This window comes from Autumnicola edwardsiae, from assembly GCF_031846505.1.
In the GTDB taxonomy this organism is placed as follows: Bacteria; Bacteroidota; Bacteroidia; order Flavobacteriales; family Flavobacteriaceae; genus Autumnicola; species Autumnicola edwardsiae.
Genome location: NZ_JAVRHP010000085.1, coordinates 1 through 13,691 on the forward strand (window position 1 = coordinate 1; position 13,691 = coordinate 13,691).

11 protein-coding genes are annotated in these 13,691 nt (G+C 39.3%); 8 read left to right on the forward strand and 3 right to left on the reverse strand.

What is annotated here, in order from left to right; genetic code table 11:
* Positions 1-1,048: translation elongation factor 4 (lepA, locus tag RM529_RS13435; RefSeq protein WP_311485294.1), on the forward strand; the 1,048-nt coding region annotated here is incomplete at its 5' end.
* 212 nt (positions 1,049-1,260) lie between these two features.
* Here the strand turns inward: lepA and RM529_RS13440 are convergent.
* Positions 1,261-1,617, reverse strand: coding sequence for a four helix bundle protein (locus RM529_RS13440; protein ID WP_311485295.1), 357 nt, complete (start codon positions 1,615-1,617; stop codon positions 1,261-1,263).
* A 149-nt stretch (positions 1,618-1,766) separates the two neighbouring features.
* Here RM529_RS13440 and RM529_RS13445 point away from each other — a divergent pair, with 149 nt between their 5' ends.
* Positions 1,767-2,522, forward strand: a complete 756-nt coding sequence (locus RM529_RS13445; RefSeq protein WP_311485296.1) for a YebC/PmpR family DNA-binding transcriptional regulator — start codon at positions 1,767-1,769, stop codon at positions 2,520-2,522.
* Positions 2,523-2,665: 143 nt separating this feature from the next.
* On the opposite strand, the gene RM529_RS13450 is transcribed toward RM529_RS13445, so the two are convergent.
* The gene (locus RM529_RS13450) at positions 2,666-4,546 is read right to left on the reverse strand and encodes a cation:proton antiporter (protein WP_311485297.1); all 1,881 of its coding nucleotides are present in this window, start codon (positions 4,544-4,546) and stop codon (positions 2,666-2,668) included.
* A gap of 198 nt (positions 4,547-4,744) precedes the next feature.
* Between RM529_RS13450 and RM529_RS13455 the strand changes: the two genes are divergently transcribed.
* From RM529_RS13455 to RM529_RS13480, 6 genes are all read left to right on the forward strand, one after another.
* Entirely contained in the window at positions 4,745-6,526 is a 1,782-nt protein-coding gene (locus RM529_RS13455; protein WP_311485298.1) for a cation:proton antiporter, read from the forward strand.
* 39 nt (positions 6,527-6,565) lie between these two features.
* Positions 6,566-7,432, forward strand: a complete 867-nt coding sequence (locus RM529_RS13460) for an MBL fold metallo-hydrolase (protein WP_311485299.1) — start codon at positions 6,566-6,568, stop codon at positions 7,430-7,432.
* 9 nt (positions 7,433-7,441) lie between these two features.
* Positions 7,442-9,136, forward strand: a complete 1,695-nt coding sequence (locus RM529_RS13465; RefSeq protein ID WP_311485300.1) for a S8 family peptidase — start codon at positions 7,442-7,444, stop codon at positions 9,134-9,136.
* A gap of 64 nt (positions 9,137-9,200) precedes the next feature.
* Positions 9,201-11,087, forward strand: a complete 1,887-nt coding sequence (locus RM529_RS13470) for a M1 family metallopeptidase (RefSeq protein ID WP_311485301.1) — start codon at positions 9,201-9,203, stop codon at positions 11,085-11,087.
* Between the two features lie 182 nt (positions 11,088-11,269).
* Complete coding sequence (gene rnpA, locus RM529_RS13475) at positions 11,270-11,650, forward strand: ribonuclease P protein component (RefSeq protein ID WP_311485302.1); 381 nt, start codon at positions 11,270-11,272, stop codon at positions 11,648-11,650.
* On the forward strand, positions 11,638-13,275 hold the full coding sequence (locus tag RM529_RS13480; RefSeq protein ID WP_311485303.1) for a S41 family peptidase: 1,638 nt from the start codon (positions 11,638-11,640) through the stop codon (positions 13,273-13,275). The genes rnpA and RM529_RS13480 overlap by 13 nt, the downstream gene beginning before the upstream one ends.
* On the opposite strand, the gene RM529_RS13485 is transcribed toward RM529_RS13480, so the two are convergent.
* Positions 13,272-13,691: GNAT family N-acetyltransferase (locus RM529_RS13485; protein WP_311485304.1), on the reverse strand; the 420-nt coding region annotated here is incomplete at its 5' end. The genes RM529_RS13480 and RM529_RS13485 overlap by 4 nt on opposite strands.

Below are 13,691 nucleotides of genomic sequence, written 5' to 3' on the forward strand. Positions count from 1 at the left end.
GACCGGTGATGTAGGATATCTTATTACGGGTATAAAAGATGCCCGGGAAGTGAAAGTTGGGGATACTATTACCGATGCTAAAAATCCGACTACGGAAGCAGTAGCAGGCTTTGAAGATGTAAAACCAATGGTTTTTGCCGGAATTTATCCCGTTGATACTGAAGACTATGAAGAACTTAGGGCTTCCATGGAAAAACTTCAGTTAAATGATGCTTCCCTTGTTTTCACTCCGGAAAGTTCTGCCGCTTTAGGTTTCGGCTTTAGATGTGGATTCCTTGGGATGTTACACCTGGAAATTATTCAGGAAAGGCTGGAGCGTGAATTTGATATGACGGTAATTACCACCGTTCCCAACGTTTCCTATCATGCATACACCAATAGAAATCCAGATGAAGTACTGCTGGTAAACAACCCTTCAGATTTACCTGAACCTTCTTCCCTAAACAGGGTTGAAGAGCCGTTTATAAAAGCTACTATTATCACGAAATCTGATTATGTTGGAAACGTGATGTCACTTTGTATTGAAAAACGAGGAGAAATTACCAATCAGACCTATCTGACTACAGAACGTGTGGAATTATCTTTTGATATGCCGCTTGCCGAGATTGTCTTTGATTTCTATGACAGGCTCAAGACGGTTTCCCGTGGTTATGCTTCTTTCGATTATTCTCCAATTGGAATGCGGGAGTCAAAACTGGTAAAAGTAGATGTCCTGCTGAACGCAAATACGGTAGATGCACTTTCTGCATTGCTTCACGTGGACAATGCTTACGATATTGGTAAAAAAATGTGCGAGAAGCTGAAGGAACTTATTCCAAGACAACAGTTTGATATTCCAATCCAAGCTGCAATTGGCGCAAAAATCATCGCCCGTGAAACGGTAAAAGCACTTCGTAAAGACGTTACCGCAAAATGCTACGGTGGGGATATTTCCCGTAAACGTAAGCTTCTTGAAAAGCAGAAAAAAGGTAAGAAACGTATGCGCCAGGTAGGAAATGTGGAAATTCCCCAAGAAGCTTTTATGGCAGTTTTGAAACTGAATGACTAATATTAGTTCTTAGTTTTTAGTTCGGAGTTCGTGGGGTTAAGTTCTCGAAATCTCTTTTAAGCCGAAAATTATCTCTGTTATTCACAGAGGATTTTTCTTCTTTTTTTGAATAAGAGGTATTATTCCTGAAATCCCGCAGTAAACTTTCACGACAGTTCTTAAGCAAACTAACTAGTATCAGTTTGGAGAGTTGTAGTTCGGAGTTCCTAAAATCAGGTTTTCTCCAGATATCTTTTAAGTCCGGAAATCATCTTTACTATTTCTACCAGGTCAGCTCTCATTTTTTTCTCCAATTGGGAAGAAATGTATTGCTGCCTTTCTGCAATAGTTATACAAACGATACATTCCCTTAAAGAATTCGCAGCTATTCCTAAATATCTGGAGAACTCCCTTTTTGAACCCCCCGAACCCTCGGCAATATTTAAAGCAATTGAAACCGCAGCTCTTCTAAATTGAGATGTCAAGCCGTAGACCTCATCCTTCGGAAAATCCTTAGTACTTATATACACCAAATCGGTAAAGAGAAGAGATTTCTTGTAAACCTCTAAATCTTCAAACTTAAAATTCATAAAAATGAAGATAGGTTATTTTGTACATCCTTTCTGAGTCAGTTCCAAATTTCTCACTTGTGCCGAACTTTTTTAACTTTGTAAAGAGTGTCGGAAGTTCTCCGAACTCCGAACTCCGAACTAAAAACTACAGACTAAAGACTAAAAAAATGGCCGGACATAGTAAATGGGCAAATATTAAGCACCGTAAAGGAGCGCAGGACAAGAGAAGGGCGAAACAGTTTACCAGGGCGATAAAAGATATTAGCGTTGCTGTAAAAGAAGGAGGAGGACCAGATCCTGAAGCCAATCCCGCGCTGCGAAATGCCATTTCTAATGCAAAGGGTGTAAACATGCCCAAGGACACTATAGAACGCGCTGTAAAGAAGGCCAGCGGCGCTGATGCCGATAATTATGAACTCGTAACTTTTGAAGGTTACGGCCCCAACGGAATCGCTTTTTTTATTGAATGTACTACAGATAATACCAACAGGACGGTGGCTTCTGTAAGGTCGATATTTGCCAAAAACGGAGGTAGTCTTGGTACAAACGGTTCCCTTGAGTTTCTTTTTGACAAAAAAGGCGTTTTTGTGCTCGAAAAAGAGAAAATAGAGCGGATTTTGGAGGAATTTGAGCTCGAACTTATAGAAGGTGGTGCTACAACCATAGAAAAAGAAGAAGATTACCTCACTGTTTATACTGAATTTACAGATTTTGGACTCATGTCCTCAAAATTGGAAGATTTGGACATTGAGCCTAAAAATTCTGAAGTACAGCGAATCCCAATGAACACTATGGAACTTCCGGTTGAAGATGCAAAGAAAATACTTGCTTTGGTAGATAAATTCGAGGAAGACGATGATGTTCAGAACGTATATCACAACCTGGAAATTAATGATGAATTGATTAATGCCATGGAAGAATAGCCGTCAGGCACCGATAATTGTCATTTTAAACGCAAAACCTGGTGAAAGCTGAAAATGAAATAAAACCGAAAGATCTTCAGTATTAAAAAAGAACTGAGGAGACTATGATGCTTTCAGAATAAATATTCAATTGTAAAAGAGCATTAACTTTTCTCATCCAGGTCTTCAACAGTCTCTTCATAGCTTTCTTCTTTTTCCTTTTCCTCTTTCTGAATTTTTTTACCAAGGTACACGAGCTGATAACCTTCGTTTATCTCAACTTCAGAACTATGGGATGGTATAATTACAAATTTACCTTCAGAATTTTTTACAAAAATCGGGATAATATCAGGATCTGTTTTAGAGATTTCAATTAGCCCTTCGTAATGCTGCTTGCTATTGAGATCCAGCTCGTGAATTGTAGGATACCTTCTGGATACTTCTGTAAGCTTAATATAATCGTCTGTATGTGAAAACAAACCTTCCTCGGGGTTCTTTTCAGGATTATTCATTTCGTCTGAATTAATAACCCTAAAGGAGCCATTTTCACCAAATTGCTTTTTAAACTTCGTAATAGCTGTTTTGTTAATATCGCTGTTGCCGGTAATTGCCATCACGTAACCCACATCGTTAAGCTCTACGTTATTAAGGAGATCGTCTGCATAAACACTACCTTCTATGGCATCTATCCCGAGATCTTTTGCCTTCTTAATATTGTCTGAATTGTTATCGAGCAGCACCACATGCCTGTTGTTATCCTGAAGGTACTTGCCTATTAATCTCGAAATTGAGGAAGCTCCAATAATAAGGATTCCCTGTGAATCTTTTATAAATACCCCCACCAGTTTCGCGAAAAGCCGGGCAGTTGTCGCGTTTAGTAATACTGATAACAGCACTACCATAAATACCAGCGGAGTGATATATTCGGCTCCTTCAACACCTTCACGTGTAAGCCTTAAACCGAAAAGTGAGGCAATACCGGCGGCGACTATTCCTCGTGGTCCTACCCAACTTATAAATGCCATTTCGTTGGCCTTTAGACCCGATCCAAGGGAACTGAGCAATACACCAAGGGGTCTCACCACCAACACCACAATTCCGAAGAGAATAAGCGCATTCCAGTTAAAGACCAGCAGGAGTTCAGAAATTTCGATATTGGCAGCCAGCAGAATAAACAATATTGAAATTAATAATACACTCAGCGATTCTTTAAAGTAAAGAAGCTCTTTTATATTGGGAAGTTTCTGGTTTCCCATCACCATACCCATAATCACCACGGCTAAAAGTCCGCTTTCGTGTGCAAACATATCTGCGAGAACAAAAACACCCAACACGGTGGCGAGTATAAAAACATTTAATAGGTAGTGCGGAATGATGTTCCGTCTGATTAAAAAACTGAGCAAATGGGCGAAAGTGAACCCAAAGGTGAAACCAAATAAAAGGATTTTACCGAATTCAATTAAAGCCGTTTGGGTAAAATCCTGACCGCCTTCTACCCTTATAAATTCAAACATAAGTACCGAAATAAGAGCACCAATAGGATCTATAAGAATACCTTCCCATTTAAGTATAGAAGATACATGAACCCTTAAAGGAATATTTCTCAAAATGGGAGAAATTACGGTAGGACCGGTAACAATAATAAGTGCAGAAAACAGAAATGAAATTTGCCAGGTAAGTCCAAATACAAAGTGAGCACCCAGGCCGGCACCAACAAAAGTTACCGCAGTTCCCACACTTATTAACTTTAGAATCACGGGACCAATATTACCCACTTCACTTCTTCTTAGCGTAAGACCTCCTTCAAATAAAATTATAGATATAGCGAGCGATACAAAATAAAAAAGGCTCTCCCCGGGAAAAAGACCTTGGGAGCCATTCCAGATAGGTTCTACCCATTTTGTGCCATCTTCTGTTATTAACGTAGAAATTGGACCCACCAGGAGCCCTATTAAAATTAATGGTAAAATTGCGGGTGTTTTGATCTTCCAGGCAAGCCATTGTGCCAGGATCCCTAATATAACTAAACTTGCCAGTTCTAACATTTACGTTTTCTTTTTGATTCCAAAATACCGGAAATCATATAAACACTCTAAGGTTCTTAAAATAGCTAATATCTGCAATTATAACCCTAAAACCGTAAACTAATAAACTTACGGTTATAAAATAAGCCTAATTATACAAAAAAGATTTTTAGGGAATTCGTATTTTGAAGCAGATTACGTTCACCAACCTCCCATACTATGGAAGAATTAAATATTTTAAACCTCCTTATCATCCTGGTGGCAGCATGGATAGGAGGCTCTGCAGCCAAGCGACTGGGTTATCCGGCTATTCTGGGAGAATTAATTATAGGTATTTTTCTTGGACCGGCCCTTTTCGGGGTTCTGGAAACTTCAGAAATGATAGCTGTTTTAGCTGAAGTTGGCATTATACTACTCATGGTTTATATAGGGATCGAGATTAACTTCCGGGACCTCGGAAAAGCGTCGTGGCCAGGATTGTTGGCCGCGATAGGAGGATTTGTAGTACCTTTTGCACTGGGTTATTATACCATAGTATACTTTGGTGGCGATCCAATGGCCGCAGTTTTTGTGGCTATTGCCGTTGCTGTAACTTCACTGGCTACCAAAAGCCGCATCCTGGTAGATCTTAAACTTCTAAACACCCGTATTGCATATGTTCTCATGGCAGGCGCATTAATATCTGATACTCTTGCCCTGGTGATTTTTGCTGGTATAGTAAGCTTTGTAGATGTGGGGAGTATAGATACTATGGGGCTGGTTTGGGTAGTCGCAAAGGCTATTCTCTTTTTTACTTTTACAGCACTGGCGGGAATTTATCTTCTTCCGCAATTAGGGAAGTACCTCATGAAGGCCAACGTGAAGAGCAGGACCCTTCATTTTACACTTATCCTGATTATCGTTTTTGGATTTTCTGAACTTGCTGAAATTGCAGGCTTGCATAGCATTCTGGGAGCTTTTATGGCTGGCCTATTTATTAGAGATGGTGTTTTTAACCGACAGATTTCAAAAGAAATAAATAATATATTTCATGATATTTCCATAGGATTTCTTGCACCCATTTTCTTTGTTTCCGCAGGGTTTAACGTGACTTTGGATGTTTTTCAAACAGATTTGGCGATGCTTATTACCGTTACCCTGGTAGCAATGGTAGGTAAGATACTTGGAACTGCAATCTTTTATCTTCCCAGTGGCTATGGCTGGAGGGAAGGAATTGCCGTTGGTACCGGGATGAATGGCAGGGGAGCCGTGGAAATAATAATCGCGGGAATTGGGTTGCAGATGGGCATTATAACTTCAGAGATCTTTTCAATTTTAGTCTTTATGGCTATTTTTACCACCCTTACCGTGCCGGTTTTTCTTACGTGGACAACAAATTGGTTACGCAGCAGGGGAGAGCTGGTACATCAGGAATCCAGGAGCGGTTATATTATTTTAGGTGCAAATCCCCTGGGACTTTACCTGGCAAAACATCTACAAGAAAATGATAAGGTCGTGATCATAGATGCCAACCGGGAATTAGTTAACGAAGCTAAAAATAAAGGATTCAACAGCATGTACGGTAATATTCTTAAGGAAGAAACTTTTGAAGACGCCAAAGCTATAGAAAAAGGGACATTTATTGCGCTTACCGAGAATAGCGAAATCAATTTTTTAGCAACCCAATTAGCAAATGAGGCTTTTTATGTCCCGAATAAAATAGTGCTTGTCTCACCAAAAAAAGGTGGGGCAGATGTGGATATGCTGGACAGGATTAACGCAACCTCGATGTTTGCAGATAAAACAGAATTGAAGCCATGGACAAACAAAATTTCTTCCGGAAATTTTGAAGAGAAAACTGTTGAAATTAAAGAAGCTATTTCTACCCGCGAATGGGTAAAAAAACATAAAAGTGACAACAGCATTTTGCCTGTAATTATTTGCGATAGTGAAGGGATAAAGAGGGCGTTTAGATACAATGACACGATTAATCCTGAAGAAAAAGTTACTTATCTAAAATAATTACTTTATTAAAGTATAAACTGAAATAATTTAAACCACATGAATTTATATCCAATTGAAGCAGGAAATTTTAAACTGGATGGAGGGGCAATGTTTGGAGTAGTGCCCAAAAGTCTCTGGTCCAGAACAAATCCCGCCGATTCTAACAACATGATAGATATTGCCGCCCGCTGTTTGCTAATAGAAGATGGTGATAAACTTATTCTTATAGACACGGGAATGGGAAATAAGCAAAGTGAAAAATTCTTTAGCTATTATTATCCCTGGGGAGAGCATTCTATTGATAAATCTTTGCAGAAGCATGGTTTTCACCGGGACGATATTACAGATGTCTTTTTGACACATCTTCATTTTGACCATTGTGGCGGTGCTATACAATGGAACAAAGACCGCACAGGATATGAACCTGCCTTTAAAAATGCCAGTTTTTGGAGTAATGAAAAGCACTGGTTATGGGCCACACAGCCTAATGCCAGGGAAAAAGCTTCATTTTTAAAAGAAAATATTATTCCCATAAAAGAGAGTGGGCAATTACGTTTTCTTGAGCGCAACGGCGATAAACAAAACTATGCAGAATCTGATGAGCTGGGGTTTGGCGCATTATTTGTAGATGGACACACCGATAAGCAAATGATCCCTCATATTAGCTATAAAGGAAAAACCCTGGTTTTTATGGCAGATCTCTTGCCAACTGCAGGGCACATTCCGTTGCCTTACGTGATGGGCTTTGACACAAGGCCGTTGCTCACACTTCCGGAAAAGAAAATTTTCCTGAACAAAGCAGCAGATGAGGATTACTTCTTATTTATGGAACATGATGCCAACAATGAGATTATTACTCTAAAACATACAGAAAAGGGAGTGAGAATAGATAAATCCCTAAAATTTAGTGAAGTTTTTAATTAAAAATAATTTATGAAAATACCTGTTTATAAATCTTTCCTGGCAGTAACAGCTGCAGCGATGCTTTCCGCTTGTGGAAGTACAGCTCCCCGCCTTGTCTCTACGCCTATAGAAAAAATAGATTCCATTCCTTTAAAAGTTACAGATCTTTCTGAAGCGCAACTTAGAAACTGGAGCGCAGCAGATTTAAGGTACGACACCATTCCCGGGATGAGTGTAAACCGTGCCTATAACCAAATTGTTCAAAATCAAAAAGGAAAGACCGTTATTGTGGGTGTGATAGATAGCGGTGTGGATATTGAACATGAAGACCTAAAGAACGTGATTTGGACAAATCCTGATGAAGTTCAGGGAAACGGGAAGGATGATGATAAAAATGGATATATAGATGATATCCATGGCTGGAATTTTCTTGGCGATGCGGTAGAAGAGAATATGGAGTATGTACGTATTTACAGGCGCCTTAAACCAAAATACGAGGGGAAACCCGCCAGCGCAGTAAGCACGGCAGACCGGGAAGAATTTATCCTTTACCAACGTGCTAAAGAAGAATATAATAAAGAATTGTCTGAAACCCAGCAAAACCAACAACAGTACAACCAGATAAAGGAGCAGCTTACTGCAGCTCATAGCGCTGTTTCAGAAGAACTTGGAAAAGAAGATTATACAAAAGAAGAACTTTCTGCATTGCAGCCCGATAATCAGCAAATGGCGCAGTATAAAGGGATGCTGGCTCAAATTCAGAATAATGTAAATGAGAACATTCCTGAAGCCTTAGAAGAACTTGATGATGCCATTGAGTATTATCAAAGCAGATTAGACTCCCATCTGAACCTTGAATTGGACGGCAGGGCAATAGTAGGTGATGATCCGTATAATATTAACGATATTAATTACGGTAATAACGAGGTAGATGGCCCTACTCCAGATAAAGAAGATGTAAAGCATGGCACACATGTAGCCGGAATTATTGCTGCACAACGCAATAACAATATTGGGATAGATGGTGTTGCGAATAATGTAGAGATAATGGCTATACGTGCCGTGCCCGATGGTGATGAGTATGATAAAGATATAGCACTGGCAATACGTTATGCTGTTGATAATGGCGCTAAAGTAATTAATACCAGCTTTGGTAAATATTTTTCTGCTAATCCGGAATGGGTAACCGATGCCCTTAGATATGCTGCGGAAAATGATGTTTTGATCGTAAACGCCGCAGGAAATGAAAGTATAGATCTGGACCAGACAAGTGTTTTTCCAAACGATCAATTCCCTGAAGCACCTGAAGAAGTTAGTGATAGTTTTCTTACCGTAGGGGCTTTGAATTTTGAATACGGGTCTGAATTGGTTTCCGGGTTTTCAAACTACGGAAGGACAAATGTTGATGTTTTTGCTCCGGGAAGTAAAATCTGGTCTACTACTCCCAATAATGAATATGAATTCTTGCAGGGAACTTCTATGGCTGCTCCGGCAGTTACCGGTGTTGCCGCTATGATTCGCTCTTACTATCCAAATTTAAGTGCAGCACAGGTAAAAGAAATTATCATACAAAGCGGACTTTCTACCAAAACGATGGTTATGGTTGGAGAGCAGGGAGAAAGCACCAAAAACTTCAACGAATTGTCCAGATCTGGCAAAATGGTGAATTTGTACAATGCTTTAATCCTTGCAAATCAGGTATCAAGAGGTAAAACCGATATTTAAGAATTACATAAATTAGCAAAGCGAAAATCTACTTACCCATCTTTTTGTAAAAAAATAAAAATAAATGAAAAAAATACTCTTAAGCATAAGCCTTTTCACGTTTGCCTTTATAAATGCCCAAAACAACACAAATTACTGGCAACAACACGTAGATTATTCTATGGAGGTGGAAATGGATGTAGAAAATTATCAATACTCCGGTACACAACAGCTGGAATACACCAATAATTCTGCAGATACTCTAAGTGAGGTTTTTTACCATCTTTACTTCAATGCTTTTCAACCGGGAAGTGAAATGGATATCAGGTTACAGAATATAGCAGATCCAGATTCAAGAATGACCAATAACCTGGGCACAAGGGAAAATCCTCAGTACGAAAGCCGAATTTCCAAACTACAGCCAGATGAGATTGGATATTTAAGGGTAAAGTCGTTGACCCAAAATGGCAATTCTCTTCAGTTTGAAGAAGTAGGAACGGTGCTGGAAGTGAAGCTGGAAGAACCAATTCTTCCCGGAGAGAAAACGAGCTTTGAAATGGAATTTCAAGGCCGGGTACCTCTGCAGATTCGCCGCTCCGGACGAAATAGTGCTGAAGGTGTAGCGCTTTCCATGAGCCAATGGTATCCAAAGCTGGCTGAATATGATTTTGAAGGTTGGCATGCCGACCCCTATATTGGTCGGGAATTTCATGGCGTTTGGGGAAATTATGATGTGAAGATTACTATAGACAAAGATTATATTTTAGGAAGTACAGGATACCTCCAAAACGCTGATGAAATTGGCTATGGCTATGAAGAAGAAGGAACTACAGTTAACCGAAAAAGAGGAAAAACCTTAACCTGGCACTTTGTTGCACCAAAAGTACATGACTTTACCTGGGCCGCAGATCCTGAATATATTCATGATAAAATAACCGCAAAAGATGGCACGGTGCTTCATTTTCTTTACAAGAATAATCCTGAAATAAAGGAAAACTGGAAAAATCTGCAGCCAAAATCAGAAGAACTTCTGTTGTTCTTTAATGAGCACATAGGCCCTTATCCATGGGATCAATATTCTGTTGTACAGGGTGGAGACGGCGGTATGGAATATGCCATGCTTACCCTTATTACCGGAGAAAGAAGTTTTGGTAGCCTGGCAGGAGTTACCGCCCATGAGATGGCCCACGCCTGGTTTCAGCATTTATTGGCCACAAACGAGGCTAAAAACGAATGGATGGACGAAGGTTTTACTTCCTATATTTCAGACGAAGCTATGAACGAAGTAATGAACACCAACGAGGAAAATCCACATACAGGTTCCTATCGTGGCTATTTTCAGCTGGCCAAAAGTGGTGTTGAACAACCTCAATCTAGCCATGCAGACCGCTACAATTTCAATTTTGCTTATGGTGCTGCTGCATATTCCAAAGGTGCTGTTTTCCTTGCGCAATTAGAATATATTATTGGCGAAGAAAATCTTCAGAAAACTTTGAAAAGATACTACGACGAGTGGAAGTTTAAGCATCCTACTCCCAATGATTTTATAAGGATTGCTGAAAAAGTTTCGGGAGCAGAACTTGACTGGTACTTAACAGACTGGACTCGTACAACAAATACGATTGACTATGCAGTTGAAGCTGTTGAAGCAGAAGGAGACTCGACCAAAATCACATTAAAAAGAAATGGAGCCATGCCTATGCCGGTAGAAGTTAGCGTGACCTATAAAGATGGAAACCAGGAACTTTTCTATATTCCTTTACAGATGATGAGATGGGAAAAACCTGCCTCTGGTGAAACAAGCAGAACTGTAAAAGATGATTGGGCCTGGTCTTATCCAACTTATGAGTTAAAAATCGATGCCGAAAAAAGCCAAATATCGACCATAGTTGTGGATGAGTCACAGTTAATGGCAGATATAGACAGGAGTAATAACCAATACCCGTCTAATCAGGAAGGCGATAATCAATAAAAGCTTCTTAGATTAGCTTATACTGAGGCCTGAAAGTTAGTTTTTGCCAGTTAGTGGAGTTTTCTTGGTCCATACAAAGGATTCCGGAAATAATATCTACGGCAAAACTAACTTTTAGGCTTTTTTGTCATAAAAAATAAATTCCGAAGCATCAGATGTAATTCTATCCTTATTTTTGATCTATGGATGAAACCTTCGGAAAAAAAGAAAAGCTTAAGAGTAAAAAACTGATTGAAGATCTTTTTCAGAAGGGAAAGTCTGTGAAAAATTTTCCGTTAAGGTTAATATATATTTCACTGGAACAAAAACAGGATGTACAGTTTCAAACCGGTGTTTCGGTTCCAAAGCGATTAGTAAAAACGGCAGTGCAGCGCAATCGCCTAAAGCGTTTAATGCGTGAGTCTTATAGAAAAAATAAGTATATTGTGGCCAATACCACGGGGTTTTCATATGCTTTTATGATCATCTATATGACTCCAAAAGAAATGGGTTACGATGAACTTTTTGCGGCAATGGAAAGATTGATGAAGAAATTTAAAGAGAAAGAGAAATGGGAAAATTAGGAAAAAGAGCAGGAGTTCTCGCAATTGGAATTGTAATATTTTTTAGCAGCATAAGTTTTAAGTCAGATTTTTTTGAAATTGCCAAACAAATAGAAATTTTCACCACCCTTTTTAAGGAAATCAACATGAATTATGTTGATGAAACAAATCCCCCGCAGTTAATGGATACTGCCATAAAAGCCATGCTGCAGGATCTGGATCCTTATACAAATTACTGGAATGAGCAGGACGTGGAAGCGGCAAGAATTAACAATTCCGGAGAATATACAGGTATAGGGGCAACCATAAAGATGGAAAAAGATGCCATTACCGTTGTCGAACCCTATAAAGGCTACCCTGCCGATAAAGCAGGATTAAAAGCCGGAGACGAAATAATTAAAATTGGAAATATAAACGTGTCAGATTTCCAGGAAGATGCAGGAGAATTGCTGAATGGAGCAGATAACTCTACCGTAGATTTTACTTATCGCCGCCAGGGAGAAGTTAAAACCACCACCCTCACCCGGGGATCTGTTAATCTGGAAGCTGTTCCTTATTACCAGTTATTAGAGGACAATAGTGGTTACATCGTCCTGTCCCGGTTTAACGCCAAAGCTTCTTTAGAAACTGCAAGGGCATTAAAGGATTTAAAGAATCAGGGTGCCGAAAGAATTATTCTTGATCTTAGGGGAAATCCCGGCGGCCTGCTTTCTGAAGCAATAAATGTGAGCAATATTTTTGTTGATAAGGGTGAATTAATTGTTACTACAAAATCTGTAATTGAGAAATATAATAAAGAATATTATTCCCAAAATGAACCTGTTGATACCAGGATTCCGTTGGTGGTTCTTTTGGATGGCAGGAGTGCTTCGGCAAGTGAGATCGTTGCCGGCGCAGTTCAGGATATGGACCGCGGTGTTATAATAGGCGCAAGAAGTTTTGGGAAGGGGCTTGTCCAGCGACCAAAAGAACTGGCTTATGGTACCCAGCTAAAGGTGACAATTTCCAGGTATTATACCCCAAGCGGGAGATGTATCCAGGCCCTGGATTACCGTAGCAGGGACGAAGAAGGAAATGCTATTAGAACAAGGACTGAAGATTACAACAGGTTTACCACAAAAAACGGCAGAACAGTTTTTGACGGTGGGGGAATATTACCTGATATACGGTTGGAAACTTCGGAATATAGCGGTATCACGCAGGCCCTGTTAGTGCAGGATGTTATCTTCGACTTTGCTACAGAATATTATTATAGCCATAACGTGGAAAATTTACAGGATTTTAGTTTGACAGAGAACGACTTTGAAAATTTCAGGAAGTTCATAAAATCATCAGGCTTTTATTATCAAACGAATACCGAAATAGAATTAGAAGAAGTGTTGTTAACAGCTCAAAAAGAGGGATTTGAGGATAAGATCATCCAGCACTATAAAAATATTTCTTCTGAAATAGAACAACATAAAATAAAGGAACTGGAAGACAAGAAACCTGAAATCACCAGCTTACTTACCGATGAAATTATTAAAAGGTATTTTTACAAAGAGGGACTTTATGATTATTACGTTGTTCACAATCCCGAAATAATTGAAGCGCAAAACGTACTAAAAGATGAACCGCGCTATTCTGAAATTTTAAAACAAAGCTAGGATTTTACCATGGCTATGTGTGGAATCCCATCTTCAAGATAACCTTCACCGGTAGTCGAAAAACCGTGGCTTTTATAGAATTCAATAAGATATTGCTGAGCTGATAGCCTGATATTTGCCGTTTTGAAGCGCTCTCTTATAGCCTGTATTGATGCTTCCATGATTTCATGTCCGTAATTGTTTTTCCGTTGGTTTTGCTTTACCAACACTCGCCCTATAGATGTTTCTTCAAAATAAAAACCCTTATCAAAACAACGTGTATAAGCTACTAATTTTCCCTCTTTAGTGCCCATAACGTGTAGCGCTTGCTCGTCTTTCCCATCTATATCCTGATAAACACAATTTTGCTCAACAACAAAAATTTCAGAACGTAACTGAAGAATCTGGTAAAGTTCTTCTGTAGTCAATTCCTGAAA

Coding starts and splice junctions, on each gene's coding strand:
- RM529_RS13470 (WP_311485301.1), top strand. CDS start 9,201: ATGAAAAAAATACTCTTAAGCATAAGCCTTTTCACGTTTGCCTTTATA.
- RM529_RS13455 (WP_311485298.1), top strand. CDS start 4,745: ATGGAAGAATTAAATATTTTAAACCTCCTTATCATCCTGGTGGCAGCA.
- RM529_RS13480 (WP_311485303.1), top strand. CDS start 11,638: ATGGGAAAATTAGGAAAAAGAGCAGGAGTTCTCGCAATTGGAATTGTA.
- RM529_RS13445 (WP_311485296.1), top strand. CDS start 1,767: ATGGCCGGACATAGTAAATGGGCAAATATTAAGCACCGTAAAGGAGCG.
- RM529_RS13450 (WP_311485297.1), bottom strand. CDS start 4,546: ATGTTAGAACTGGCAAGTTTAGTTATATTAGGGATCCTGGCACAATGG.
- RM529_RS13465 (WP_311485300.1), top strand. CDS start 7,442: ATGAAAATACCTGTTTATAAATCTTTCCTGGCAGTAACAGCTGCAGCG.
- RM529_RS13460 (WP_311485299.1), top strand. CDS start 6,566: ATGAATTTATATCCAATTGAAGCAGGAAATTTTAAACTGGATGGAGGG.
- RM529_RS13440 (WP_311485295.1), bottom strand. CDS start 1,617: ATGAATTTTAAGTTTGAAGATTTAGAGGTTTACAAGAAATCTCTTCTC.
- rnpA (WP_311485302.1), top strand. CDS start 11,270: ATGGATGAAACCTTCGGAAAAAAAGAAAAGCTTAAGAGTAAAAAACTG.